Genomic DNA, 26,336 nt, shown 5'->3' with positions numbered 1-26,336 from the left:
CCATGACGGCACTGCTCGAGATCAGCGGCCTCAAGGCCTATTACGGCGCGACGCAGGCCCTGCACGGCCTCGGCTTCTCGCTGGGCAAGGGCGGCATCACCACGCTGCTCGGCGCCAACGGCGCCGGCAAGACGACGACGCTGCGCGCCATATGCGGCATGGTCCGGCGCGAGGGCGCGATCCGCTTCGACGGACAGCCCATCGAAACCATGGCGACCGAGGACATCGTCCGCCTCGGCGTGGCCCACGTGCCAGAGGGGCGCGGCACCTTCGTCGGCCTGTCGGTCGAGGAAAATCTCAAGATCGCCTCCTACGGACGGCGCGACAAGACGCATGTTCCGCGCGACCTCGAACTGGTCTTCAGCTATTTCCCGCGCCTCAAGGAACGCATCCACCAGCAGGCGGGAACGCTGTCGGGCGGCGAGCAGCAAATGCTCGCCATCGCCCGCGCGCTGATGCTGGGCCCGCGCCTCATGCTGCTGGACGAGCCCTCGTTCGGGCTCGCCCCGCTGATCGTGCAGGAGATCTTCCACATCATGCGCCGGATCAACGAGGAAGAAGGCGTGTCGATGCTGCTGGTCGAGCAGAACGCCGCGCTCGCCCTCGATCTCGCCGACAATGCCTACGTGCTGGAGACCGGCAATGTCGTGATGGCGGGGCCGGCCGCCGATATCCGGAACGACGAGGGCATCCGCAAGTCCTATCTGGGCTACTGACGGACCAGCCGCACAAGCAGCGACGGCCGGACCAACCGGCCGCGAGAGAACGGTCGAAAAGGAACTGGCATGGAACAACTCATCCAGCAGATCGCATCGGGCCTCGCCTCCGGGGCCATCTATGCGCTGCTCGCCCTCGCTCTGGTGATGATCTTCACGGCCACCGACCATCTCAACTTCGCCCAGGGCGAGATGGCGATGTTCTCGACCTATGTCTGCTGGCAGCTCATCCAGCTCGGCGTGCCGTTCTGGCCGGCGCTCGGCCTGACCATCGTCTTCTCCTTCGTCCTCGGCCTCAGCATCGAGAGGATCATCCTCCGGCCGCTTCACGGTTCGCCGATCCTGTCCATCGTCGTCGTCTTCATCGGGCTTCTCGCCATCTTCCATTCGCTGGCGGGCAGCATCTGGAGCCACACGATCAAGACCTTCCCCTCGCCCTTCCCGAACGTCTCCTTCGCCGGCTCCGGCTATATCGGCCCTCACCAGATCGGCATGATCGCCGTCTCGCTGATCATGCTCTTCGCGCTGTTCGCCTTCTTCCGCTTCACGCCGCTCGGCCTCGCCATGCGCGCCGCCGCGCAGAACCCCGTCTCGGCGCGCCTCGTCGGCATCAGGGTCGACTGGATGCTGGCGCTGGGCTGGGGGCTTGCCGCCTCGATCGGCGCGGTCGCGGGCGCGATGGTCGCGCCCGTCGTCTATCTCGAGCCGAACATGATGGCGTCCATCCTGCTCTATGGCTTTGCCGGCGCTCTGGTCGGCGGCATTTCGAGCCCCGGCGGCGCGGTGTTCGGCGGCTTCCTCGTCGGAGTCCTCGAGAACCTCGTCGCCTATTTCGGCAATCTCACCGAGAAGGCCTTCGGCATCTACATCGTCGGCAATGGCGAGAAGCTGACGGTCGCGCTCATCATTGTCATCACCATCCTGACGCTGAGGCCCGCCGGGCTGTTCGGCAGGACGACCGTGAAGAGGGTGTGAGCCATGACCGCGATCACCTCGGCCGGCCCGATGACCGATGATCCCCGCCGCAGCCTCGGCAGCTACGCCATGATCGGCCTGCTGGTGCTGGCGGCAGCCCTGCCCTTCCTTGTCGGCAAGTCCGGCTGGATCAGCAACTTCACCTTCCTCCAGATGAGCCTGATGATCGTCTATGCGATCGCCGTGCTCGGCCTGAACCTGCTGACCGGCTTCAACGGCCAGATCTCGCTCGGCCACGGCGCCTTCTTTGCCGTGGGCGCTTACACCGCCGCGATCCTCATCGACCAGTATTCGGTCAATGCCTGGCTGACGCTGCCGATCGCCGCCATCTTCTGCTTCGTCATCGGCTACCTGTTCGGCCTGCCCGCCCTGCGCCTCGAAGGGCACTATCTGGCGCTCGCGACCTTCGGCCTCGCCATCGCCGTGCCGCAGATGCTGAAGTACCGCCATCTGGAGCCGTTCACCAACGGCGTCATGGGCATCAACCTGATCAAGCCCGACCCGCCCTTCGGCCTGCCGCTGTCGTCGGACCAGTGGATGTATCTCGCCGTTCTGGTGGTCGCGGTCGTCATGTTCTGGATGGCGCGCAACCTGCTGAACTCGCGCCCGGGCCGCGCCATGACCGCCATCCGCGACCACACCATGGCCGCCGGCACCATGGGCATCGACACCTCCCGCTACAAGGCGACGGTGTTCGGCATTTCCGCGCTCTATGTCGGCGTGGCCGGCGCGCTGCACGCCATCATCTTCGAGTTCGTCTCGCCTGACAGTTTCCGCTTCGAACTCTCCATCGCCATTCTCGTCGGCGCGGTGGTCGGCGGCGTCGCCTCGCTGCCGGGCGCCGTCATCGGCGGCATTTTCGTCCAATTCATCGAGAAATATGCCGATGCGATGACCAAGAAGATCAGCCAGGCCATCCACCTGCCGCTCGAACTGCAGCCCTGGACGCTCTACGGCATCACGCTCATCGTGCTGATCTACGTCATGCCCGGCGGCATTGCCGGCGGCCTCGCCAGTCTCTGGGCGAGGATCAGGCCACGACAGGGAGGCTGATCCTTCCACCGGACTTTCGACAACAGTGCAGCCAGACACTGGACCAAACGGGGTCTCAAACACCCGCAAATCTTCGGAGGAAACGACATGACCCATATCAAGCGCAGAACAGTTCTCGCAGGGCTCGGCGCCTTTGCCGTCACGCCCGTCTTCGCTCCCGCCATCGCCCAGAAGCGCTATGACGAGGGCGCCAGCGACAGCGAGATCAAGATCGGCAATATCATGCCCTACTCGGGCAATGCCTCGGCCTACGGCGTCATCGGCCGCACGTCCGAAGCCGTCATGAAGATGGTCAACGATGCCGGCGGCCTGAACGGCCGCAAGCTCAACTTCATCACCTACGACGACGGCTACTCGCCGCCGAAAGCGGTCGAAATGGTCCGCAAGCTGGTCGAGGAGGACAAGGTCCTCGTCGTCTTCAACCCGCTCGGCACCCCCTCCAATACGGCGATCCAGCGCTACCTCAACACCCGCAAGGTGCCGCAGCTTTTCGTCGCCACCGGCGCGTCGAAATGGGGCAATCCCCGCCAGTTCCCCTGGACCATCGGCTGGCAGCCCGACTACGCGACGGAAGCGGCGATCTACGCCAAGCACATCATCCAGAACAACGCCAATGCCAAGATCGCCGTGCTCATGCAGAACGACGATTACGGCAAGGACTATTTCAACGGCTTCAAGGCAGGGCTCGGCGCTGCGCATCAGAAGAACCTGGTGCAGGTTTCGACCTACGAAGTGACCGACCCGACCGTCGACAGCCAGATGATCCAGCTCAAGAACTCGGGCGCCGATGTCTTCTTCAACATCACCACGCCGAAATTTGCGGCACAGGCGATCAAGAAGGCGGCGGAGATCGCCTGGAAGCCGATCCACTACCTCAACAACGTCTCGTCGTCCTTCGCCTCCGTGCTGAAGCCGGCCGGCATCGAGAACAGCCAGGGCATCATCATCGCGCTCTACCGCAAGGATGCGAGCGACCCGCAATGGGCGAACGCTCCCGACGTGACGGCGTGGAAGCAGTTCATGGCCAAGTACATGCCGAACGCCGACATCCGCGACGACGGCCACAACTACGGCTACTGCGTCGCCCACACCCTGCTGCAGACGCTGAAGCAGGCCGGCGACAACCTGACGCGCGAGAACGTCATGAAGGAAGCGGCCAATCTGAAGAACTACGAGTCACCGCTGCTGCTGCCCGGCATCAGGGTCAACACCAGCCCGACCGACTTCTTCCCGATCCAGTCGGTGCAGCTCGCCCGCGTGAAAGGCGAGAGCTTCGAGCTGTTCGGCAACGTTCTCTCGAACGAGAGCGCCTGATCGCCACCCAGCACCCGTCGCGGGCGAGCCTCGCCCGCGACGGCGCATGGCCTCCGGCCGATCGCATCGAGGTTCGCATGTACACGCGCAAGACCGCACAGAACCATCCCGGCCGGGCCGCCTTCATCATGGCCGGCACCGGCGAGACGGTCACCTATCGGGAGCTCGAGGAGCGGGCGAACAGGCTTGCTCATCTGCTCCGGGCCGAGGGCCTCAACCGGCTCGATCACTATGCGATCTTCATGGAGAACCATCCGCGCTACATCGAATGCTGCGCGGCGGGCGAGCGGTCCGGCCTCTACTATACCTGCATCAATTCCTACCTGCTCGCCGACGAACTCGCCTACATCCTCAACAACAGCGAATCCAAGGTGCTGATCACGTCGCGCGCCAAGCGCGAGGTTGCGCTTCAGGCGCTGAAACAGGCACCGAACGTCAAGCTCTGCATCGTCGTCGATGGCGACCCCAGGGACACCCAGACGCGCAGCCTCGACGCGGCGGTCGCGCCCTATCCGGCAACCCCGATCGCCGACGAATGGCTCGGCACGCCGATGCTCTATTCATCGGGCACGACCGGGCGGCCGAAGGGCATCCTGCGCCCGCTTCCCGACAATCCGCCGGAAGAGCCGCTGCCGCTCTACAAGTTCCTGCACCAGCTCTGGCGCTACCGCGAGGAAATGACCTACCTGTCCCCGGCCCCGCTCTACCATTCCGCGCCGCAGGCGGCGGTGGGTCTTGCGGTCCGCGCCGGCGGCACGGTGATCGTGATGGAGCATTTCGACCCCGAGGCCTATCTGGCCCTGGTCGAGAAATACAAGGTCACGCACAGCCAGCTGGTGCCGACCATGTTCTCGCGTCTTCTCAAGCTGCCGCTGGAGGTGCGCGGGCGTTACGACCTGTCGTCGCTGGAGGTCGCCGTCCACGCCGCGGCCCCCTGCCCGCCGCAGGTCAAGGAGGAGATGATCGCCTGGTGGGGGCCGATCATCCATGAATATTACGGGGCGACTGAGGCCATGGGCTTCACCGCCTGCGATTCCGAGCAGTGGCTTGGCCATCGCGGCACGGTCGGCAAGGTGCTGATGGGCGACCTGCATATCCTCGACGCCGACATGCAGCCAGCGCCAAAGGGCGAGCCGGGCGAAATCTGGTTCAAGACCGCCAATCCCTTCGTCTATTTCAACGACCCCGAGCGCACGGCCCAGTCGCGCTCCGCGGACGACACCATGTCGACCGTCGGCGATGTCGGCTATGTCGACGATGATGGCTTCCTCTACCTCACCGACCGCTCCACCTTCATGATCATCTCGGGCGGCGTGAACATCTACCCGCAGGAGGCCGAGAACCTGCTCATCACCCATCCGAAAGTCGCCGATGCCGCCGTCTTCGGCGTGCCGAACGACGATCTCGGCGAGGAGGTGAAGGCGGTCATCCAGCCCATGCCCGGCTACACCACCGGACGGGAACTGGAGGAGGAGCTCCTGGCCTTCTGCAAGGCGAACCTGTCGATCCAGAAGTGCCCGCGCTCCATCGATTTCATGGACCAGTTGCCGCGCCTGCCGACCGGCAAGCTCTACAAGAAGTCGCTGCGCGACAAATACTGGGGCGACCGCAAGGTGCGGATCGTCTGAAATCTCAGGCGAAGCGCAGCAGCGGCACGGCGGCGGCCGACAGCGCCACCGCCCCCAGCCGGAACGGCGTGAAGGGCTCCTTCAGCCAGATCACCGCGATCAGGATGGCGAAGACGGCGCTGGTGTCGCGGAGCGCCGCCGCCGGCGCGATCGGCGCGCCGGTCCAGACCCACAGGATCAGAAGGTAGGAGGCCATCGACGCCAGCGCGATCGGGACAGCGGCGCCGAGGCTCTCGCGCGACACCCGCCACCCGCCGAACCGGGCGCGCTGCATCGCGGTCATGGCGACGGCATTGCAGATGGCCGCGAGCACGCCATAGGCGAGCGGCGCGCCAGCCGCCCTGACGCCCTGGGCGTCGCACAGCACGTAGGCCGCCGTTCCGACGCCGGCGAGCGCGATCCAGCCGAGCGCCTGCCGGCCGACGGCGGGGCCGCGGGCGTGATCGGCGGCCAGAGCAGCCAGCGACGCGATCATCAGGCCGATACCCCCGAGACCCGCGAGGCTCAGTTGCTCGCCCGAGAGCGCCGATGCCGCCGGCACCACCAGAAGGACGGCGAGCGCGCGGATCACCGGATAGGCCATGCCGAAGCCGACAAGCTCATAGGCCCTGAGCAGGGCCACCACCGTCACCATGTTGCAGATGGTCGACCCCGCCAGCCACACCCACGACGACTGGGCCGGCAGACCGGTCCAGAGCATGACCGGAGCCGCCACGGCCGCGCCGATCAGCATCTGGGAGGTCATCACTTCTGCGGGGCGCGCCTGCGCCTTGAGCGCGGCATTCCATCCGGCATGGAGGGCGGCGCTGACGAGAGCCGCAACGACATGCCAGACATCCATAGCCGCCTAATTTCTCCTATAGGTGACGAGTGTTCCAATATACGGGATCGATCATTCCGGCAGCAATGGCGAAAGGCGATAACGGCCACGCGGCTGCTCGCTACCTGCCGCGACGGACCGCCACAATTCCTTGATGCGGATGTCACCGCGCTGTCGCGCAACGGTCCGATGACGGCACGCGCTCTTCAACGCGGCCCTCGATCGGACCTTCCCATGACATCAGCCAAATCCCTCCCCCTTCTCGGCGCGGCCCTGCCGCTCGACGGCCTGCGCCTCCATCGCGACTGGATTTTCGAGCGCCAGCGCGATCTCGAATTGCAGGACTTCTTCTGGGCCGAGGTGCTCAACGGCGACTGGCGCTCCATCGCCGACGCGGTCAAGGCGGAACTCGACGGCTATCGTGGCCGCCTCGGCGTCCACGGCCCCTTCTGGGGCTTCAACCTCGCGAGCCAGGACCCCGATATCCGCGCCGTCGTGCAGAAGCGGATGATGCAGGGGCTCGACGTTTGCGAGGCGGTCGGCGCCACCCAGATGGTGATCCACTCGCCCTACACGACCTGGGACTACAACAACCTCGACTACAATCCCGGCGCGCGGGCGAAGATCACGGAGCGCATGCATGACGCGCTCGGCGCCACCGTACGCCGCGCCGAGACCATGGGTCTCGTGCTGGTCATCGAGAACATCGAGGACAAGGACCCCCACGAGCGCGTCGCCCTCGCCCGCTCGTTCGACAGCCCCGCCGTGCGCGTCTCCATCGATACTGGCCATGCCAACTATGCACATTGCTCAACCGGCGCACCGCCCGTCGACTATTACGCGGTGGCGGCCGGCGACATGCTCCACCACGTCCATCTGCAGGACTCGGACGGCTATGCGGACCGGCACTGGAATCCCGGCGAGGGCAATATCCAGTGGCCGCAGCTGTTCCGGGCGCTTGAACCGATCACCAGCAAGCCCCGCCTGATCCTTGAGGTCCGCAACAAGGAAGGGCTGCGTTCCGGCGCCGATCATCTGATCGGGCTCGGCCTCGCCGAATAGTCCACAACCCGGGCGCCCGGCGCATGCCGCTGTCACGGCGGCGACATGCGCCGGTCATGCCCGCGTTATCCGGCCCCGGTAGCCAGACCACAGTCACGGAAGGCGGCCTCAAGAGGCAGCCGCCGGACATTTTGATCCTCGACACACGGTGACCACCATGCGCGAAACCTCCCGCCGCTCGGTTCTATGGATGGGCGGCGCAGCCGTCGCCGCGCCCTTCGTGCCCCGCTTCGCCATCGCGCAGACCGACAACCGTCCGCGCATCACCATCGCGGTCCAGAAGATCGTCAATTCCAACACGCTCGACGTCCTGCGCGAGCAGTCGAATGTCGGCGAGCGGGTGTTCTTCACCTCGCTCTGGGAAGCGCTGATCAGCCGCGACTGGCTCGGCAACCTGATGCCGCAGCCGGGCCTCGCCACCGCCTGGAAGCGCATCGACGACCAGACGGTCGAACTGCAGCTGCGCCGCGGCGTGAAGTTCCACAACGGCGACGAAATGACCGCCGAGGACGTGGTCTTCACCTTCTCGCGCGAGCGCATGTTCGGCGACACCCAGCCGAAGAACCGCGCCACGCTCCGCACCAGCGAGAACATCCCGACCTCGCGCGTCACCAAGGAGCTGCCGGCGGAAGTCTCCGCAGTCGCCCGCCGCGCCTGGCCGGACCTCGTCCGCGTCGAGGCCGTCGACCGCTATACCGTGCGCTTCCACAATGGCTCGCCGGACGTGACGCTGGAGGGCCGCCTCGCCCGCTACGGCTCCGACATCATGAGCCGGCGCGGCTGGGAAGAAGCGGCGAGCTACCTCGACTGGGCGCGCAAGCCGATCACCACCGGCCCCTACAAGGTGGTCGAATTCCGCCCCGACAACTCGCTGACCCTCGAAGCCCATGACGAGTACTGGGGCGGCACGCCGCCGCTCAAATCGATCCGCTTCGTCGAAGTGCCGGAAGTGGCGAGCCGCGTCGCGGGCCTCCTCTCCGGCCAGTACCAGTTCGCCTGCGACATTCCGCCGGACCAGATCAGCGAAGTCGAGAAGAACGCTGCCTTCGAGGTGCAGGGCGGCACGATCCTCAACCATCGTCTGACCTGTTTCGACAAGAACAACACCCAGCTCGCCAATCCGCTGGTGCGCCGCGCCTTCACCCACGCCATCGACCGGCAGGCCATCGTCGACTCGCTTTGGGCCGGCCGCACCAAGGTGCCGGCGGGTCTCCAGTGGGACTATTACGGCGACATGTTCCACGCCGACTGGAAGGTTCCCGAGTTCAACCCGTCGCTCGCCCGCGACCTCCTGAAACAGGCCGGCTACAAGGGCGACGCGATCACCTACCGTGTCCTCAACAACTACTACACCAACCAGAACGCCACGGCGCAGATCCTGGTCGAGATGTGGCGCTCGGTCGGCCTCAACGTGCAGATGAGCACGGTGGAGAACTGGAGCCAGATCATGGCCCGCGGCCCCCAGCGCGCGGTGCGCGACTGGTCGAACTCGGCGCCGTTCAACGATCCCGTCTCCTCGATGGTCAACCAGCACGGTCCGAACGGCCAGCAGCAGCAGATCGGCGAATGGACCAATGCCGAGATGAACCAGCTCTGCGAAGTGCTGGAGACCTCCACCGACCGCGCGCTGCGCCGCCGCTCGTTCCGCCGCATGCTGGAAATCTGCGAGCGCGAGGACCCCGCCTACACGGTGCTCCACCAGAACGCGACCTTCACCGCCAAGGCGAAGTCGATCCGCTGGAAGACGGCCCCGGCCTTCGCCATGGACTTCCGGCCCGGCAACTATGCCTGAGCCCGGCATGCTGGTCCGCCTCTCCAATCTTGGGGTCGCCTTCGACGGCGTCCGCGTCCTTCATGGCATCGACCTCGCGGTGGCGCGGGGCGAGGCGGTCGGCATGGTCGGTGAATCCGGCTCCGGCAAGTCGGTCACCTGGCTTGCCGCGCTCGGCCTCCTGCCGGCCAAGGCTCGCGTCACCGGCAGCGCGATCATCGACGGACAGGAACTGGTCGGCGCCCCCGGCGCCGTCCTCGACCGGCTGCGCGGCGGCCGCGCGGCCATGATCTTCCAGGACCCCGCCAGCGCCCTCAATCCGGTGCTCAGCGTCGGTCGCCAGATCGCCGAGGCGCTGGCCCTGCATACGGGTCTTTCGGGGCGCGCCCTCCGGGCTGAGGCGAAGCGTCTGCTCGATCTCGTTGGCATTCCCGATGCCGGACGGCGCATCGATGCCTATCCGCACGAATTCTCCGGCGGCCAGAACCAGCGCGTCATGATCGCCATGGCTCTGGCTGGCAAGCCCGATCTCCTGATCGCCGACGAGCCGACGACCGCGCTGGACGTGACGATCCAGGCGCAGATTCTCGACCTGCTCAATGCGGTCCGCAGCGAGTTCGGCATGGCGCTGGTGCTGATCAGCCACGACCTCGGCGTCATCGCGGAGACCTGCGACCGCGTCATCGTCATGTATGCCGGCCGCGTCGTCGAACAGGCCCCGGCCTCAGTCCTGTTCGACGATGCCCGCCATCCTTACGCGCGCGGCCTCGTCGGCTCGCTGCCGCCGCTGGCCGGCCCGCGCCGCCGGCTGACCCCCATTCCGGGCGTCGTCCCCGATCCGCGCGCCATGCCGGCGGGCTGCGCCTTCGCGCCGCGCTGCTTCATGGCCGAGGCGCGTTGCACGGCGGCTCAGCCGGCTCTTGCTTCCTTGTCGGATGATCGGCTGGCGGCCTGTTTCCGGACGGATGAGCGGGACGTCGCCGACGAACCCTCCGCAGAGACCGCCCTTGCCGTTGCGGTCGCCCCTGCCCTGCAAACCGAGACCGTCGGCGCATGATTTCCTCGCTGGTGGAGGCCAAGGGCCTCGCGCGCAGCTATACGCAGCGCCGTGGCCTGTTCGGCCGATCGGTCGCTGTGCGCGCGGTCGACGGCGTCAGCCTGCGGATTTCCGCCGGCGAGACGCTGGGCATTGTCGGCGAATCCGGTTCGGGCAAATCGACCCTCGGCCGCATGGTGCTCGGCCTCGAAGCCCCGGACGAGGGCTCGGTCCGCTTCGACGGCACCGACATGCCGAAATTCGGGACGGCGGAATGGCGGCGCGGCCGCGCGCGCATGCAGATGATCTTCCAGGACCCTCTCGGTGCGCTGGACCGCCGTCTCGCGATCATCGACCAGGTCCGCGAGCCGCTCGATATTCACGGCCGCAATGAGCCAGCGGAACGGTCCGACAAGGCGCTTGCCATGCTCGCGCGCGTCGGCCTTTCGCGCCATCTCGCGACCCGCTATCCGCACGAACTCTCCGGCGGCCAGCGCCAGCGCGTCGTCCTCGCCCGCGCCCTGATGACCAAGCCGGCGCTGCTGGTCTGCGACGAACCCGTCTCCGCGCTCGATGTCTCGATCCAGGCGCAGGTGGTGAACCTTCTGATCGACCTTCAGGAGGAAATGCGCCTCGCCATGCTGTTCATCAGCCACGATCTCAGGGTCGTCCGGCAGGTGAGCCGACGCGTCGCTGTGATGTATCTCGGCCGCTTCGTCGAGGAAGGCGACGCCGACGACCTCTTCGCCGACCCGAAACATCCCTACACGCAGGCGCTCGTTTCGGCGGCGCCTGCGCCCGGCGCGCGGCAGAGGCGCATCATGCTGACCGGCGAGCCGCCCAATCCGGCTGAGCGCCCCGCCGGCTGCGCGTTCCACCCACGCTGCCCGCTGGCAACCGCGCGCTGTCGCGCGGAGCCGCCCGCCATGCGCACCGTCGAGGGCGGGCGGCGCGTCGCCTGCCACCTCGCGGAAGACCCGGCCCATCTCGCAAGGAAAGCCGCCTGATGGCCAGATTCATCACCCTGCGGCTATTGCGGGCGGCCCTGACCATCGCGCTGGTGGTGACCTTCGCCTTCATCGTGCTGCGCATGTCCGGCGATCCCGCCCAGATCATCCTCGGGCCCGAGGCGGACCCGGAGGCGATCCGGGCCTTCCGGAAGTCTTGGGGTCTCGATGCGCCGCTCTGGCAGCAATATTTCCAGTATTTCGGCGCCATCGCGCAGGGCGAGCTGGGACGCTCCATGCGCGACGGCCGCGCCGCCATCGAACTGGTCGCCGAGCGCATTCCGGCGACGCTCGCTCTCACGCTTCCGGCGCTGTTCCTAAAGCTCGCCATCGGCATCCCCGCAGGCATATTCGCGGCGCTCAACCGTGGCCGCTTCGCCGACCGCGCCATCATGCTGCTATCGGTCGCCGGCTTCACGGTTCCGAGCTTCGTGCTCGGCCTTGTTCTGGTCCTCGTCTTCGCGGTGCAACTCGGCTGGCTGCCCTCCGGCGGCCAGGACAGCTGGCGGCACGCGATCCTGCCGATCCTGACGCTCGGCATCGGCGGCGCGGCGGTGCTCGCCCGCTTCACGCGCAGTGCCATGCTGGAAGTGCTGGGGCAGCCCTATATCCGCACCGCCAGCGCCAAGGGCGTGCCGTGGCGGCTAGTGGTCACCGGCCACGCCCTGCCGAATGCCGCGATCCCCACCGTCACCATCGTCGGCTTCATGGTGGGATCACTGATCGCCGGCGCCGTGGTGGTCGAGAGCGTCTTCTCGTGGCCGGGCGTCGGCCGCCTGCTGGTCGTCGCCGTCTCCAACCGCGACCTCGCCGTCGTCCAGTGCATCCTGCTGCTGGTGGCGGCCACCATGGTCGCCTCCAATCTGATCGTCGATTTCCTCTACGGCTTCCTCGACCCGCGCCTGCGACAGGCGAGCGGCAAAGCCGGCGCCTGAAGGGCAAGCCATGACCGACCGCGCCCTCGACGATGCCCCCGCGCGTCCAAGCCGCCTTGCCGCGCTCAAGGTTATCCCGCCGCTCGTCTGGGTGGCGATCCTCTGGCTTGCCACTGTGCTGCTCGTCGCGATCTTCGCCGATCTCGTCGCGCCCTATTCCTACACCGCGCCGAACCTGCGCAACCGGCTGGTCGCGCCCGGCCACGCCATGCACTGGCTCGGCACGGATGAGCTCGGCCGCGACGTTCTCTCGCGCCTGATCGTCTCCATCCGCATCTCGCTGCTCATCGCCTTCGGCGCGACCGTCATCTCGGCCTGCCTCGGAACGGCGCTCGGCTTCCTCGCGGCCTATTTCCGCGGTCTGGTCGAGCAGGCCGTGCTGATGCTCGCGGACTTCCAGGCCAGCATGCCCTTCCTGATCCTGGCGCTGGCCGTCCTCGCCTTCTTCGGCTCTTCGCTGGTGCTGCTGGTCGGCCTGATGGGCCTGTTCGGTTGGGAGCGCTATGCCCGCATCGCGCGCGGCCTCGCTATCTCGGCCGGCGCGCAGGGCTATGCCTCGGCGGTCACCCAGCTCGGCGCCCCGCCGACACAGGTCTACCTCCGCCACATCCTGCCGAACATCGCCTCGACCCTGATCGTCTCGATGACGCTGGTCTTCCCGGAGGTCATCCTGCTCGAAAGCGGCCTGTCCTTCCTTGGCCTCGGCGTGCAACCGCCCATGACCAGCCTCGGCAACATGGTCGGCTTCGGGCGCGAATACATCACCCGCGCGCCCTGGATCATGCTGGCGCCCGCCAGCGTCATCGTTCTGACGACGCTGTCCGTCTCGCTACTCGGCGACTGGCTGCGCGACCGGCTCGACCCGACTCTGCAGTGAGGGTCTCGTTATACGCTCATCAGGATATGCCAGAGTTATACCCTGTACCGCATAAAGTAGAAATATACGTAGTATCGTATATTGACATTTTATCAGACAGGGCGTATAAAATGGCATGGTCACACTTGCGCGCACGCCTCAGCAGCTTGGCAACGCCATCCGCCGCGCCCGAAAGCAGCTTGCCCTCAATCAAGCCGAACTGGGCCAGCGTTCCGGACTTCGCCAAGCAACCGTATCGCTGATCGAAGCCGGCCACCCCGCCGCTCGCCTCGATACAGTTCTGGCCTTGCTGGCGGCGCTCGATCTTGAGTTGCGGGTGGCGCCACGGACGAAGCAATCATCGTCCGACGTGGGCGACTGGCTCGACTGATGGGACGCCGGCCCCGGCATGTCCCCCTGCGGGTCTATCTGAACAACCGCCTCGTCGGGCACCTGACCCGGGAGCCGAGCGGCGCGACCACGTTCCGATACGATGCAGGCTGGCTGGACCGGCCCAACGCGATCCCCGTCTCTCTCTCCCTGCCCTTGCGCGAGGACGTCTATCGCGGCGAGCCGGTCAGTGCCGTCTTCGAAAATCTGCTGCCCGATTCCCCCACCCTGCGCAGCCGGGTGGCGGAAAAGGTCGGCGCGCGCGGCACCGACGCCTACAGCCTGCTGACGAAGATCGGGCGCGACTGCGTCGGCGCCCTGCAATTCATCGCGGGTGACGACGACATTGCACCGGACGAGGGTATCAGCGGCGAGCCCGTCGATGACGAACAGATCGAGGCGCTGCTCAGGAATCTGGCGCAAGCCCCTTTGGGCCTCAGTCGCGACGACGATTTCCGCATCTCGGTCGCCGGCGCGCAGGAGAAAACGGCGCTGCTCTGGCACGACGGGCGATGGCTCAAGCCGCACGGCACGACGCCGACCACGCATATCCTCAAAACGCAGATCGGCACGCTGCCGAACGGCATCGACCTGAAAGACAGCGTCGAGAATGAATTCTACTGTCTTGCTCTGGCAGAGGCATTCGGCCTGCCCGTCAACAAGGCGCGGATGCTCACCTTCGGCGGGACGAAAGCCCTTGTCATCGAGCGGTTCGACCGCCGCTGGACGGAGAGCGGCCGGCTGATCCGCCTGCCCCAGGAGGACTGCTGCCAGGCCATGTCCTTTCCGCCCTCCCTCAAATATCAGGCCGATGGCGGACCGGGCATGGCGAGAATCCTCGACCTTCTGAAAGGCAGCGACACGCCGGCGCAAGACCAGCAGACCTTCCTCGCCGCGCAGATCCTGTTCTGGGTCATCGGCGCGACCGATGGCCATGCGAAGAACTTCAGCGTGTTCCTCTCACCGGGCGGCGGCTACCGCATGACCCCGCTCTACGACGTGCTCACCGCGCAGCCAAGCCTCGACCGGCACGAGATCGTCCGCAAGCAGATGAAGCTCGCCATGTCGGCGGGGACCAACCGCCACTACCGGATCGACCTCATTCTGCCGCGCCACTTTCTTCAGACCGCCGCCGCGGCGAAAATTCCCGAAAGCCTTGCCCGCGCCACCATCGCCCAGGTCGCGGAGCGCGGCGCGCACGCCTTCGAGCGCGTCGAAGCGATGCTTCCCTCGGGTTTTCCGGAGGAACTGCACGCAAGCGTTGCCGCAGCGGCGATGCCGCGTTTGCACGCGCTCGCGGATGTGGTGGGCTGACAGCCTCCTCGACGGCAGGCCGCCACGCTCAACGGATGATGGATTGAATGGTGGGCCCGGAGCCCAATCCGCTTATCAGAATTTTCCACGCTCTTAACGTTCCGATCCAGAAGGCCCCATCACTAAGGCTTTGAAACCATGGGGTTTCGGAGCCACGCCAACAATGCGGCAGGCAAGCCTAAGCGGCTCAAACCGATTTCGGTTCGGGTGAACGCCGACGAGCTCGCCCGCTTGCGCGCTATAGCAGCTGATCAGCCGCTTTCCACTTATCTCAAGCAAACTGCGCTGGGACGCACTGCGTCCAATCCGAAGGCAACAACCGCGCAGGCCTTGGCCCAGCTTGGCCAGTCGGAACTTGCGCTGAGCCTGCGCACCATGGCTGCCGCCGCCCGCGCGGGTGCACTGCCGGTCAGCATCGAACTGGAAGCCGCCTTGTGGCGCGCCTGCGCCGACATCGCGGACATGCGCGCTGCGCTTCTGCGCGAGCTGGGCGTCCGCGTAGATGCCTTGCCGGGCGATCCCACGCATGTCGCTGCGGCGTTCAACCGCGAAGCGGGGTCGCCGCCATGATCCTGCAAGGCTCCCAGCGCGGCGGCGCGCGCCAACTGGCCGCCCATCTTTTGAATGATCGGGACAACGATCATGTCACGGTGCAGGAGCTTCGCGGTTTCGCATCGGGCGATCTGTTCGGCGCGATGGCGGAAGTCGAGGCGATCTGCAAAGGCACGAAGGCGAAGCAGCCGGTTTTCTCGCTCAGCCTGAACCCGCCGAAGAACGCGGTCATAGACGTGGCGACCCTTGTTGCCGCTGCCGACCGCGCGGAAGCTGCTCTTGGTCTTTCGGGACAGCCACGCGCGATCGTCGTCCACGAGAAGGCCGGACGCAGGCACGCACATGTCGTCTGGTCGCGGCTCGACGCCGACACGATGACGGCGATCAACATGCCGTTCTTCAAGACGAAGCTCATGGGTCTGGCCAAGGAGCTGTATCTCGAACACGGCTGGGATTTGCCGGACGGCTACAAGACGCAGGGCTGGAAGAATCCCCTGAACTTCACCCTGGCCGAATGGCAGCAGGCACAGCGGACGGGCCTCGATCCCCGCGAAATCAAGCAGATGTTCCGCGAAGCGTGGGAACAGAGCGACGGTCAGGCCAGCCTTGCCGCTGCGCTGGAAGACCATGGCTTCTATCTGGCGCGGGGCGACCGGCGCGGCGTGGTGGCAGTCGATGCGCATGGCGAAGTCTATGCGCTGGCCCGCTGGACCGGCCTGCGCACGAAGGATTTGGCCGGAAAGGTCAAGCATCCGGAGACACTGCCCGACGTCGCCGCCACGAAGGCTAAAATCCAAAGCCTGATGTCCCGGCAGTTGCGCGGCTTTCTGCGCGAAGACCGCGAAGCCAAGGACCGCGAACTCAAGCCGCTTGCCGATCGGGCCAAAGCGATAGTGGCCAGCCAGCGGGCCGAACGGGTCAGGCTGGATCAGGGCCAGCGCAGACGCTTCGACGCCGAAGCCAAGGATCGCGCGGGCCGCTTCCGCACCGGTCTTGGGGCACTGCTGGATTTTCTGAGCGGCAAGAGCGCGCGCATCCGGCGCGAGAACGAACACGACGCCTACCGGGGCTATCTGCGCGACCGCGCGCAGCGGGAAGCCCTGTTCCGGGATCAGGCGAAGGAACGGCAGGCTTTGCAGGTTCAGCTCGACCGCATGCGCCAGCGCCACCGGGACGAGCGCCGCCAACTGGCCCGCCAGCTCGCGGCGGCATGGCGCGGGATCGGCGAGGAGCGTCAGCAGTCGCAGGAACGCACCCGACAACGCGGTCGCGGTCCCGGTCTCGAACTATAGGAGGCACCGATGAGTGTTCCGGCCGTTCCGGAAGACAGAATGCAGCCCGTGCCCATCACGGAGCGCGTGTCGGACGTGCCGCTCGGCTCGGCCGCATGGTGCCGCTGGCGCGACATCAATCCCAATCCTTTCAACGCGGGCGATTTCTGGCTCGGGCGCGACGACAGGGGACAGACGGCGGGGTTGGCCGACGACCGCCATGTCCTCGTGGTCGGCGGCAGCCGGACGGGCAAGGGTGTCGGCCTGCTGGTCAACAACGTTGCGCTTTGGGCCGGAAGCCTGCTGGTGGTCGATCCCAAGGGCGAAAACGCCATGGTCGCGGCCCGCAGGCGCGGCAACGGTTCACCGTATTGCGTGGGCATGGGCCAGCGGGTGCATATCCTCGATCCCTTCGACATCGTGAAGGGTCCGGAGGATGATTTCGCGGACGTGAAGGCCTGCTTCAATCCGCTGGACGGCCTAAGCGCCGAACGCGAAGACTCCATTGACGAAGCAGCCCGGATCGCGGAAGCGCTGATCGTGTCCGAGAACGCGGCCGATCCCTTCTGGGACGATTCCGCGCGCGGTTTCGTCAAGTTCATCATCCTGCATCTGGTCACGTCGCAGGACTACGCGCCGAAAGACCGCACGCTGGTGACGCTGCGCCGCCTTCTGATGGCGGGCAATGCGGATGCCCAGCGTCTGGCCGCTCTGTCCGCAGGCGACAAACCGCCACCGTCCGGCCTGAAGCTGCTGTTCGGCGCGATGAAGCGCAACCGGGCCTTCGGCGGGATCATCGCCCATGCGGGCGAGATGTTCGAGAATGCCGAAAAGACCGCGCCGCGTCTGCTCGGCAGCATGGTGCAGGTGGCGGTCACCAACACGGATTTCATCGACAGCCCCGGCATGCGCCGCTGCCTGTCGAAATCGGATTTCGCCTTGAGCGATCTGAAAACCGATCCACGCGGGACATCCATCTTCATCAGCCTGCCGCAGCGCTATGCCGAGACGCATTTCCGATGGGTGCGAATGCTGGTCAACCTGACAATCGGCGAAATGGAGCGGGTGCGCGGCCGTCCGGCATCAGGTCATCAGGTCATGGCCCTGCTGGACGAGTTTGCGTCCCTGCGCCGGATGAAGAGCGTCGAGACAGCCGTCGCGCAAAGCGCCGGACAGGGGCTGAAGCTGGTCATGGCGGTGCAGTCGCTGGCCCAGCTCAAGGATGTCTACAAGGACAGCTTCGAGACGTTCATCGCGAACAGCGGTCTGAAGGTCTTTTTCGGCCTTGAGGACAATTTCACCCGCGACTACGTGTCGAAGCTGGCGGGCGAACAGGAGGTCTATCGGCGCAGCGATAGCGACAGTGCGACGGACGGCAGTTCGCGCACCCATTCGACGGCCTTCACGGAGGGCTGGACGACGGGGGGATCGTCGGGCGGCGGATCGTCCGGCATCAGCAACGGTTCGACGTGGAGCTACAGTTCTTCAACCACGGAAACGTTCGGGCAGACGCAAAGCCGGTCGCGCACGCGCGGCACGTCCGACGCCCCGCATAAGCGTCCGCTGGTCACGCCGGACGAGGTGGGCCGTCTGTTCGGCGACCGCCGCAATCCGTTGGCGCTGGTGATGGTGTCCGGCTATCAGCCGACCATCGTGCGGCGGGTGACGTATTTTGCGGACAAGGGGTTCGCGGGGTATTTCGACCCGCATACCGATCACCCGAAACCGCCGACGCTGGCCGAGCGGGCAAGGGCGGCCAAAGCCGTTCCGCTCGTAAAGGCTTCGCCCCGGCTGCCGCAGCCGGAACCGCCAACTGCGCCCCCGCCGGAAAAGGCATCGGCCGTCATGGCGGCTTTCGTACTGGGGACGGTCGGAGCCTTGGGCATCCTGTCGGTCATATGGCCGGACATCCTGCGCCATATGGCGCCCGAACATCGACCGTTGGCGGTGATGCAGGAAAGACCGCAACCACGCCCTGCCGCAAAGCCCCGCCCAAATGTGGAAACGGGAAAGGATGATTTCGACCGTCGCCTTCGCTAAGGCCGGGAAGCACGGCGGACCGCGCTCCCCGGCCGGCATCAGCTTCGCGCCGCCGCGCTATCGTCGGGATCGTAGGCCCGCAGCACCGTGCGGCCGGTCAGGGGGATCGCGTCGTATTTGAGGGAATAACCGCGCCGATCGGCGTTCTCCCACGATGCGCCGATGCGGGTCCAGCGGGCATTGTCGCCTTCGCCGATAACCTGCCAGAGGATGTGGGTGGGACGTTTGCCGGATTCAGTGGTCATGATGGGCTCCTTTCGCTTAAGGGCGGCACCGCGCCGTCCTCATGGGAGCCAGAAAGGCCGGGGCCATCGGGACAGGGATCACACCCCGCGCGCCAGCGCGCCGGAACGGGGCGGAGCTGCACAAGCGACCGTCAGGGAGCGCGGAAGCGAGCCGGGTTGAAGCCTGTCCGGACCCGGCCAGCAATCCCATGGTGAGGACGGAAGGGAATACGGTCGCCTAGCGCAAAGGTGATGACCCCCACATGCGCGCGGCAATCTCGCGCTCGTCCGGCCCCATCACGTCGAGATAGATCGCGGTGGTGGCCATGGAGGCATGGCCCAGCCAGCGCTGGACAAGGCTCAACGGCACACCGCTGCGCACGGCATTGATCCCGAAGGCATGGCGCAGCCCCTTGGGCGACGCATGCAGGCCCGGTCCGATCCCGGCTTCGCGCATGATGCGCTTGACGATCTGCCACGCCCGGCTGCGGGTGATCGGCCACAGGCGTTTGTCGGGCTGCCCGGCGTCGAACGCCGATCCGGTTTCGATGGCCCCGAACAGGGGAAAGGGCACCGGCACGTCGCGGAACTTCAAGGCCTTGCGCTTCTTCAGGCTGCGGATGGTGATGAAGCCTTCCATCGCATGCAGCGTTGCTGCGGTCAGCGCCAGCACTTCCGACACCCGCGCGCCCGTATAGGCCAGCGTCAGACACAGTGCCCGGTCACGGGGCGGCGCTGCATTGGCGGCGGCGATGAACCGTCTGCGCTCGTCGGCATCGAGATATTTGCGCTGGCCGGTGGGACCATACAGACAGCCGGTTTCGATGCGTCGCGCGCCCATGACAACCTCCTTCCCGGCTGACGCCGGAAGCGGTCCGCGCGACCGTATGACCGATTGTGTTGAATCCCCGCTAAGCCTTTGGAGCGCTGCCGTCTTTGCGGCACTCGCAGGTTGAATCTAGCAACCCCACCTGCCACGGGCAACAGAAAAACTCTGCGTGATCAGGCCGATTCTACAGTTTCGGTCAAACCGTCAAATAATTCCCGCAGCCCCCGATCAGAAAAAACAGGTCCAGATCACGGCAATTGTTCCAGAAGGAGCGATGAATGCTCTCCGATGACGATAAGAAGCGCATCGAAGCGGAGGAAGCCTACCGCGCATCGCTGCGTGCGCCGCCGCCGCAACCCCAGCCTTCCGAATTTTCAACCGGCGCGAAACGCGAGGCGGGCGCGGTGATGACCAAAGCCATCGGGCTAACGGTCGTCCTGCTGGTCGGCCTTGTCGGCTGCGCGTTGCTCTCTGCCGGCGGGCGCTGAAACAGCCTCGACCCACCCCAATCGACCCCACCCATCCTTTGGAGCGTCCCATGACGCAGAACCTGTCCCGGCGTCTTCGCCTGTCCATGCTTGCTGTTTCCGCCCTTGGCCTGTCCGGCTGCTTCGGCGGCGGGCCAGTGATGACGGATTTCGACAGCGAGAAATCCCGCATCCGCAAGGCCCTGTCTTCGTCCATTCCGTGCATGGAACGTCCCGGTCAGGGCAACACCAAAGACCTCATATGCGGCGCAGGCAGTATGAGGGTTACCCTGACGCAAGAGCCGGGAACTCTTCGGTTCTATGCGGTCTACAACGACCACGGCGACAGCGGCAGGCAGTTGTATGCCGAATTCCAAAAGCTGATGAGCGCCTACGAGTTCACCGCAGACGATCTGAGCCGGTGCGGCAGCCAGCGCTCGTCGCGCAGGCAGCTCGAAGGGCACATCGTGTCATGCACCAACGCCTCGATGATGCGAGGCGTCGATCTGAACGTGTCGATCACCAGCGCGCGTCGGGTGTAACGCATCTAAACTGCTAGCTATTGCCGATATGCGCCCCATATCTCACGAGCAGCATGGGGAGGTCACCAATGGCAAACGATGAAAAGCTAACTGATCTTCTGGTCCAGTTGAAATCGCATCTAGACCCCCAAGAATTTGAGCGGGTCGTGGTTTTCGGCTCTTCTGCAATAGCGCTCCATGGTGTCCCGCTAGGCCGTGACATTGACGATCTGGACGTTTTTGTATCACCCGACACTTTTTCTCTGCTGGCCAAGCGTCTGCCGGTCAGCGAGAAAAACGCCAGCGAAGGCGGCACCATACAGACGATCAAGATTGGAAAAATCGAGATACTGCAATCGTTTCCCGGTGTTGAGTTTGAACCTGTTTTTGCGGCAGCGCTTCCGACCGCAAGCTCCCACGGATTTAGGGTTGGGTCGCTGGACGCGCTGACGGCTTGGAAAACGGTCCAAGGCCGGGAAAAAGATCGAAAAGATCTCGAAGCGATCGAGCGCTACAAGGCCGGCCCTAGCTGACCTTCGTTACGCTCTCTTTCCAATTCGCTTTCAATCTGTTCGTGAACGCAGCCTCTTTAGCTGTCTTGTCGGCGGGACCGGCTGATTCAAATTCCGCAATCACCCAGTTCGTGACGGCCTTCAATTGATCCGTCGTTGCCTTCGATGTGTCGAGGTGGGGCATCTTCAACGCTGGCAACGTCGTGCCACCATTGAGCGCCCACCCCAAAACCATCAGCGTATGAAAGCGCAGATTGTTTCTGTGTATCTGCGCCGTCGTGCCCGCGAGTGATTTGAAATACTCATCTACAGCCGATAACAGCTTCGTTGCTACGCCGTAGAGCGGTAACGGATGCTGGGCCTTGTCGCCGGAAAAAATCCGTTTGTAGTCGGCATCATCGCGAATGGCAGTTGTAGGGCGGGCACGGGCTGTGTGGGGTTCTTGAAGCAAGACGGCCAGAACGGCTTGGGCCAGTCGATCGATCCCGATGATCTTGTCCGCAGGTTTACCTTCCCGTTTGTAATGGTTGCGGCGTCGATCATAAAAATATCCCTGCGTCAGGAAATAATCTTCGATCTCTTTGTGGACAGGCTCGGTCGCCCGGAAGGAGGAATGTTTTAGACCTGTCTGGCGATTGGTCGCCCTGATAATCTCGTCACGCTTTATCTGATCATTCTCAACGATAACACGCACAAGAACCATTCTTTCGTCGGTATCGACAATTGATTTTCCATTATTATATAGCTCATACGATGTTTGAAGACCGTTGACGATCAAAGGATTTTCAATAACCAGTCGATTGCTCATGAAAGTGGCCTTATCTGCCACTATCGTGACGCCATTGTTGAGCCACCAAAAATCAACGCCTGCGCTCGGCTCCTTTACTGACTTGGCGATCTCTTTATTCACTTCAACGCCGCCCTGATAGGCGCGCACATTGGCGTCGAATATGCGGGAGATAAGCTCCCCTTTTGCATCAGAGATAAAATCCACGTAGTTCTTCAATCGGCAAAGCGTGACGTAAGAGTTTGTCCCTGACATCGGGCTGCCGACGGTGGGAAGCTCTTTAACAAGACGCTTTTGCGCGCCTGATCTTTCATAAAGTTGCTGCGCGCCCAGTGTGGAGAATTCGACATTCTTAAAGCTGGTGCCTAGGTTCGCTGCCAGTGCGTCTGCCTTCGTCGTTACAGCGACTGGCACAGCATCACCCTTGCAACAGTAATAGATGCGGATGCCCACGGTCGGGAACTCACCTGCCAACTGATGCATCGCATCCAAGAACGACCGAAATATCTTTATCACTTCGGGCTTGAAGGTCGCTTCGAGGTCTTTTGGGTCTACGTCATGGCTTAAGAGCAAAGGGACTGACGCGGTCAGCTTATCTACCGGCGCTTCTTTGAAATTCGCAACATTCTTGGCCTGAATAACAATGAGTTCAATCTCCACAGGCCCCTTAATCGTATCAAATTTAAAATCTTCTGTAAGGAGTATGCGATTTACGAAGACATACGCCGCATCAATGCCGCCGTCCTGCGATCCATCGACAATGCCCGACTGGACTTCGGTATGATCAAGATCATAGTTGGCAAGGATATTGTCTGCGCAATAGAATTCAAAAAGATCGTCATCCGAAAGCCCAGACGGATAACTTGGGGCCAATTTTTCCAAAACAGAGTTTAGAAGGATCATACTGCTCACAATACATCTCCCTTGGCCCGCTTACTACCGACGAATTCAATCAACCGGCTGCGGACGCTTTGCTTATCCCGTAGCTCGCACTCCCAGATGATTTCAGCGCGCCATCCAGCCGCTTCGAAAGCCGCGGCTGTTTTTCCGTCGCGGGCCTTGTTTTTCTCAATCTTGGACTGCCAGTAATCTGCATTCGCCTTTGGCTTTCTAGCCCCCCGCGCGCAGTCGTGGCCGTGCCAAAAGCACCCATGCACAAAAATCGCCTTTTTCCTCCCCGGAAATACGATGTCCGGACATCCCGGAAGCTCGCGGACATGCAATCGATATCGATAGCCGGAAGCGTAAAGGATACGGCGGACGATCAGCTCTGCGCTCGTATCTTTTGAGCGCACGGCCCGCATAGTTCGACTGCGCAATTCATTCTTCATCAGACTCGCCGGGCGCGCGCACAACAGGAGCGCCTTGCTGCAAGAAGGCCACCCGATACGCATCCAATCGCTCGAAATGAGCGGCCAAGGATCGACGAAGCTGTTCGGAATCTTTGACGCTGAGGATATGATCGACCAAGCGGCCTATATGCTCGATTTGGCGCGGCAAACGAAGCATAGGATCACGCCGAACACGGATGTCATCATCTGACATGACCTGCACCGTTTGGGCCGGAGCTGGCAAACTGGTCGGCATGGTCCCGGTGAGGCGCGGGATGGAGCCGTTCATCAGCGTTTTGGATTGATTGAAGCCTTGAAAAAGAACAGCTTCCAGATGCGGAATGTCTTCAGCACCTCGGACCGGCCACGCCTTCACGAAGGCGATTTCCCAGACATCGATCTGACGGTTTGCAATAATGTCTGAACGGGCGGACGTCAGATGGCGGTTAACCCGGGAGCGGATTCCATCAACGCTCTGCCCGACATAGATCGGCACCTCATCAAGATCGCACAGTGCATAGACCCCAATGTCAGTCGTAAGCGCTGACAGGGCTTTCTTGCGAAAGGCCAAGCTGGTTTGGCGGGCGGCGGCAGGCTTCTTGGTCATGTCCGTCGAATAGGGGTTGCTCGCGATTCTTGCACAGTTCCCCCATTGCGCCGGATTCGCGTTGTCCTGACAGTTTCCGCCCCCCGATAATCCACAACAAAATCGACGAAGTTCACTTCTTCATCGCGACCGCCGAAGCATCGAAACAGCGCGTCCATGAACTGAACGTCCTGAAGCGGTTGCGCGACGGGAGCCGGGTTGTTTCGCGGGCTCGGAACGGTCGACGGAAAAAGGTAGAGGCACGGCGGCGGGAGTTGGTGCTGTCCGACTAGGGTATGACGGGCTGGGTCGGCAACGAGCTTAGGACAGGGCCGCCCAATCGTTCCGCACACCATGTCCCAGATGATAACGCCGTCAACCACCTGCTGGCGCGAGATAATATCAGCGCTCAGGCGAGTGTGAATGCCGGACCAAGCGTTGTGGCGCGGATCGGCGCCCGGATTGGTGCACACGCTCCAGATGATGAATTCGTTCGCGTGCGGAGGCCGCTCGAAGATGTTGGTGTTGTTGCCGTCAAGACAGCCCTTCAACTCGATGACAGCAATCCGGCCAGACGGCATACGGATGGAATAATCATGACGGTTCGCGTCACCAGCGGACTGCCAATCCGCGACAAATCCCCGATCCTGCATGTGATTTAGGACAAGCCGGAGAAATTCCCGCTTAGGCCTTAGCGTGGCGATGAACTCGCCGCGTAGCAATTCAATCGCGCCACGCAGAACGCCGCTATCGTAGAACTCGGCTTCGTCCAGGCCGTGTTCGCCCAGCGTGTGCGCTTCGACTCGCAGGACATTAGCAAACTCGCGAATTTTGTTGCGCAGGGCAGCGCTACGTTCGCAAGGCGTAATGGTCATGCGGCCGCGCGAACCATCAAAGGATCATGATCGAGAAGCGGTTCTAGAATTTCAGAAGCCAGATGCCTGACCACCGGAACGACCACGCCGTCGCCGGTCAAATGATAGGCTTCATTATAGTTCTCGGGCAGAATGTAGCTATCTGACAGTCCCATAAGGCGGGCCGTTTCACGGCTTGAGATAAGCCGCGACCGCACTTTGTCGCCATCCACAACCACGATCAGTTGGCGGCTCGATCCGCCGGCAGGCGTGCGCAGGCATCCGGCGATGTCATCAAAGCGAACCTCTGCCCTTTGCACTTTGAAGCCATCGGCGTCGAAGCGCGTCCTCTTATAGACGCCGCCGATCAGTCGCTTACCCGCTTTCTTGGCCTGCTGAATTTTCTTGCGATGGACCGGTCCCATCATATCGAGGAGACGTTTGGTTTCCTCGCTCGAATGCCAAGCGACGCTGGATGGATTTTCCTCGATCAGGTCCGCAAATGTCGAATTGCGACGCGACGGGGCCTTGAGATTCCACCACACCCAGTTGGCCTGCACATTCGCTGGAAGCCGCTCGTAAGCCGTCACCAATCCCTTGGTTGACCAAGGGGCGATCGCCTTATCGGCGACAAGCTCCGCCGGAATGTCCATATCGCCACGCACGGCCACGATGAACAAACGAGGCCGGGAGTGCGGAACGAACAGCGACGCGTCGATGACCATCGCGCCGAACTGATATTTCGCGTCATTCAGCGCCTTGCAGATGGCGACAAAATCCTGCCCCCCATGCGAAGTCAGGGTGCCGCAGACATTCTCGAGAACCACCAGCTTAGGGGCGCGGCCTTCCGCGGCGACGGCTTTCATCAGATTCCAGAAAGGCCAGAACGTGCCCGAACGGTCGCCCCGGAGCCCAGCTCCGCCACCGGCCAGCGACAAATCTTGGCAAGGGAATGACCCCCAGACCAAATCAGCATGATCGGGCAAATCCGCCGGAGTCACCTGACGGACATCGGCTGTACGCAGTTCGCTGTCGCCCCAGTTGGCGCGATAGACGGCGCTTTTTTTATGGTCGAAGTCATTGGCGAACAAGCATTGCCAGTTTGGCCCCAAGCCTGATCGGGCCATCCCTCCCCCGGCGAAAAACTCGTAGAACTTATGCATGTCGGCCGCCGCGGAGGGGTATGTTGTTTTCGTTCGCCTCTCGATCCAGTTTTTCCTGTATCGCTTCCGTGATCCACGTATTTCTAGAAATTGTCCCCGGCCTTATTTGGCGCGCCCGATCGATGGCCTCCCAGCAATCAGGAGCCAAGCGAAGGCTTTGGCGCGCGCGGTCGGATTTGGACAGTGAATCACCCATGCCCACAGTAGGCGCCGCTTTGGCGCCAGAATCAAGAACTTTTGTAGAACAAACCGCTTAAGAATGCGTTATCGAAAATCCGCTCGAAATCGATTTCAGCCTTCGCGCCGACAGGTCGCTTGCGAT

Annotated in this window: 27 protein-coding genes; 19 read left to right on the top strand and 8 right to left on the bottom strand. The window is 63.7% G+C overall.

Annotation, left to right across the window (positions count from 1 at the left end; translation table 11 throughout):
* The first annotated feature begins 2 nt into the window (after positions 1-2).
* The 5 genes from JNK84_RS02635 to JNK84_RS02615 all read left to right on the top strand — a co-directional run bounded on the left by JNK84_RS02635 (position 3) and on the right by JNK84_RS02615 (position 5,686).
* A complete protein-coding gene (locus JNK84_RS02635) occupies positions 3-716 on the top strand; it encodes an ABC transporter ATP-binding protein (protein WP_293420224.1) in 714 nt (237 codons plus the stop codon).
* A 69-nt stretch (positions 717-785) separates the two neighbouring features.
* On the top strand, positions 786-1,691 hold the full coding sequence (locus JNK84_RS02630; RefSeq protein ID WP_293420222.1) for a branched-chain amino acid ABC transporter permease: 906 nt from the start codon (positions 786-788) through the stop codon (positions 1,689-1,691).
* A gap of 3 nt (positions 1,692-1,694) precedes the next feature.
* Complete coding sequence (locus tag JNK84_RS02625) at positions 1,695-2,744, top strand: branched-chain amino acid ABC transporter permease (RefSeq protein WP_293420220.1); 1,050 nt, start codon at positions 1,695-1,697, stop codon at positions 2,742-2,744.
* Positions 2,745-2,831: 87 nt separating this feature from the next.
* Positions 2,832-4,058: an ABC transporter substrate-binding protein gene (locus JNK84_RS02620; protein WP_293420218.1), complete on the top strand. Its 1,227-nt coding sequence runs from the start codon at positions 2,832-2,834 to the stop codon at positions 4,056-4,058.
* 77 nt (positions 4,059-4,135) lie between these two features.
* Positions 4,136-5,686 (top strand): AMP-binding protein, encoded by a 1,551-nt coding sequence (locus JNK84_RS02615; protein ID WP_293420216.1) that lies wholly within the window; start codon positions 4,136-4,138, stop codon positions 5,684-5,686.
* 4 nt (positions 5,687-5,690) lie between these two features.
* On the opposite strand, the gene JNK84_RS02610 is transcribed toward JNK84_RS02615, so the two are convergent.
* Positions 5,691-6,527, bottom strand: a complete 837-nt coding sequence (locus JNK84_RS02610; protein ID WP_293420214.1) for a hypothetical protein — start codon at positions 6,525-6,527, stop codon at positions 5,691-5,693.
* A gap of 213 nt (positions 6,528-6,740) precedes the next feature.
* On the opposite strand from JNK84_RS02610, the gene JNK84_RS02605 reads away from it, so the two are divergent.
* The 11 genes from JNK84_RS02605 (at position 6,741) to JNK84_RS02555 (ending at position 18,740) form a co-directional block, all read left to right on the top strand.
* On the top strand, positions 6,741-7,568 hold the full coding sequence (locus JNK84_RS02605; RefSeq protein ID WP_293420212.1) for a sugar phosphate isomerase/epimerase family protein: 828 nt from the start codon (positions 6,741-6,743) through the stop codon (positions 7,566-7,568).
* Between the two features lie 157 nt (positions 7,569-7,725).
* Positions 7,726-9,360 (top strand): ABC transporter substrate-binding protein, encoded by a 1,635-nt coding sequence (locus tag JNK84_RS02600; protein ID WP_293420210.1) that lies wholly within the window; start codon positions 7,726-7,728, stop codon positions 9,358-9,360.
* 7 nt (positions 9,361-9,367) lie between these two features.
* Positions 9,368-10,396, top strand: a complete 1,029-nt coding sequence (locus tag JNK84_RS02595; protein WP_293420208.1) for an ABC transporter ATP-binding protein — start codon at positions 9,368-9,370, stop codon at positions 10,394-10,396.
* On the top strand, positions 10,393-11,382 hold the full coding sequence (locus JNK84_RS02590; RefSeq protein ID WP_293420206.1) for an ABC transporter ATP-binding protein: 990 nt from the start codon (positions 10,393-10,395) through the stop codon (positions 11,380-11,382). The genes JNK84_RS02595 and JNK84_RS02590 overlap by 4 nt, the downstream gene beginning before the upstream one ends.
* On the top strand, positions 11,382-12,317 hold the full coding sequence (locus tag JNK84_RS02585) for an ABC transporter permease (RefSeq protein ID WP_293420204.1): 936 nt from the start codon (positions 11,382-11,384) through the stop codon (positions 12,315-12,317). Before JNK84_RS02590 ends, JNK84_RS02585 begins: the two co-directional genes overlap by 1 nt.
* Positions 12,318-12,327: 10 nt before the next feature.
* Positions 12,328-13,194 (top strand): ABC transporter permease, encoded by an 867-nt coding sequence (locus tag JNK84_RS02580; RefSeq protein ID WP_293420202.1) that lies wholly within the window; start codon positions 12,328-12,330, stop codon positions 13,192-13,194.
* A 115-nt stretch (positions 13,195-13,309) separates the two neighbouring features.
* Positions 13,310-13,564, top strand: coding sequence for a helix-turn-helix transcriptional regulator (locus tag JNK84_RS02575; protein WP_293420200.1), 255 nt, complete (start codon positions 13,310-13,312; stop codon positions 13,562-13,564).
* Complete coding sequence (locus tag JNK84_RS02570; protein ID WP_293420199.1) at positions 13,564-14,877, top strand: type II toxin-antitoxin system HipA family toxin; 1,314 nt, start codon at positions 13,564-13,566, stop codon at positions 14,875-14,877. Before JNK84_RS02575 ends, JNK84_RS02570 begins: the two co-directional genes overlap by 1 nt.
* A 138-nt stretch (positions 14,878-15,015) precedes the next feature.
* Complete coding sequence (locus tag JNK84_RS02565) at positions 15,016-15,447, top strand: hypothetical protein (protein WP_293420198.1); 432 nt, start codon at positions 15,016-15,018, stop codon at positions 15,445-15,447.
* Positions 15,444-16,721 carry a relaxase/mobilization nuclease domain-containing protein gene (locus tag JNK84_RS02560; RefSeq protein WP_293420197.1) on the top strand — a complete coding sequence of 426 codons (1,278 nt, stop codon included), beginning with the start codon at positions 15,444-15,446 and terminating at the stop codon, positions 16,719-16,721. The genes JNK84_RS02565 and JNK84_RS02560 overlap by 4 nt, the downstream gene beginning before the upstream one ends.
* A gap of 9 nt (positions 16,722-16,730) precedes the next feature.
* Positions 16,731-18,740, top strand: coding sequence for a type IV secretory system conjugative DNA transfer family protein (locus JNK84_RS02555; RefSeq protein WP_293420196.1), 2,010 nt, complete (start codon positions 16,731-16,733; stop codon positions 18,738-18,740).
* A gap of 38 nt (positions 18,741-18,778) precedes the next feature.
* Here JNK84_RS02555 and JNK84_RS02550 read toward each other — a convergent pair whose 3' ends face one another.
* Together JNK84_RS02550 and JNK84_RS02545 are read right to left on the bottom strand one after the other, a co-directional pair.
* Complete coding sequence (locus JNK84_RS02550) at positions 18,779-18,985, bottom strand: hypothetical protein (RefSeq protein ID WP_293420195.1); 207 nt, start codon at positions 18,983-18,985, stop codon at positions 18,779-18,781.
* A 217-nt stretch (positions 18,986-19,202) separates the two neighbouring features.
* On the bottom strand, positions 19,203-19,805 hold the full coding sequence (locus JNK84_RS02545; RefSeq protein WP_293420194.1) for a tyrosine-type recombinase/integrase: 603 nt from the start codon (positions 19,803-19,805) through the stop codon (positions 19,203-19,205).
* Between the two features lie 266 nt (positions 19,806-20,071).
* On the opposite strand from JNK84_RS02545, the gene JNK84_RS02540 reads away from it, so the two are divergent.
* The 3 genes from JNK84_RS02540 (at position 20,072) to JNK84_RS02530 (ending at position 21,314) form a co-directional block, all read left to right on the top strand.
* Positions 20,072-20,281, top strand: a complete 210-nt coding sequence (locus JNK84_RS02540; RefSeq protein WP_293420193.1) for a hypothetical protein — start codon at positions 20,072-20,074, stop codon at positions 20,279-20,281.
* A gap of 50 nt (positions 20,282-20,331) precedes the next feature.
* Positions 20,332-20,802 (top strand): hypothetical protein, encoded by a 471-nt coding sequence (locus JNK84_RS02535; RefSeq protein ID WP_293420192.1) that lies wholly within the window; start codon positions 20,332-20,334, stop codon positions 20,800-20,802.
* A 68-nt stretch (positions 20,803-20,870) separates the two neighbouring features.
* On the top strand, positions 20,871-21,314 hold the full coding sequence (locus JNK84_RS02530; protein ID WP_293420191.1) for a hypothetical protein: 444 nt from the start codon (positions 20,871-20,873) through the stop codon (positions 21,312-21,314).
* Here the strand turns inward: JNK84_RS02530 and JNK84_RS02525 are convergent.
* From JNK84_RS02525 to JNK84_RS02505, 5 genes are read right to left on the bottom strand one after another with little or no spacing between them, the layout of a single operon-like run.
* A complete protein-coding gene (locus JNK84_RS02525) occupies positions 21,307-22,983 on the bottom strand; it encodes an AIPR family protein (protein ID WP_293420361.1) in 1,677 nt (558 codons plus the stop codon). The genes JNK84_RS02530 and JNK84_RS02525 overlap by 8 nt on opposite strands.
* Before the next feature lie 5 nt (positions 22,984-22,988).
* Complete coding sequence (locus JNK84_RS02520; protein WP_293420190.1) at positions 22,989-23,411, bottom strand: very short patch repair endonuclease; 423 nt, start codon at positions 23,409-23,411, stop codon at positions 22,989-22,991.
* Complete coding sequence (locus tag JNK84_RS02515) at positions 23,401-24,018, bottom strand: GIY-YIG nuclease family protein (RefSeq protein ID WP_293420189.1); 618 nt, start codon at positions 24,016-24,018, stop codon at positions 23,401-23,403. The genes JNK84_RS02520 and JNK84_RS02515 overlap by 11 nt, the downstream gene beginning before the upstream one ends.
* Positions 24,015-24,872, bottom strand: a complete 858-nt coding sequence (locus JNK84_RS02510) for a hypothetical protein (protein ID WP_293420188.1) — start codon at positions 24,870-24,872, stop codon at positions 24,015-24,017. The genes JNK84_RS02515 and JNK84_RS02510 overlap by 4 nt, the downstream gene beginning before the upstream one ends.
* Positions 24,869-26,014 (bottom strand): DNA cytosine methyltransferase, encoded by a 1,146-nt coding sequence (locus tag JNK84_RS02505; RefSeq protein ID WP_293420187.1) that lies wholly within the window; start codon positions 26,012-26,014, stop codon positions 24,869-24,871. Before JNK84_RS02505 ends, JNK84_RS02510 begins: the two co-directional genes overlap by 4 nt.
* Positions 26,015-26,336 lie beyond the last annotated feature (322 nt).

It is taken from the genome of Phreatobacter sp. (assembly GCF_016793595.1).
Taxonomy (GTDB): Bacteria; Pseudomonadota; Alphaproteobacteria; order Rhizobiales; family Phreatobacteraceae; genus Phreatobacter.
The sequence above is the reverse complement of the archived record's forward strand: the minus strand, read 5'-3'. Positions and strand labels throughout refer to the sequence as shown.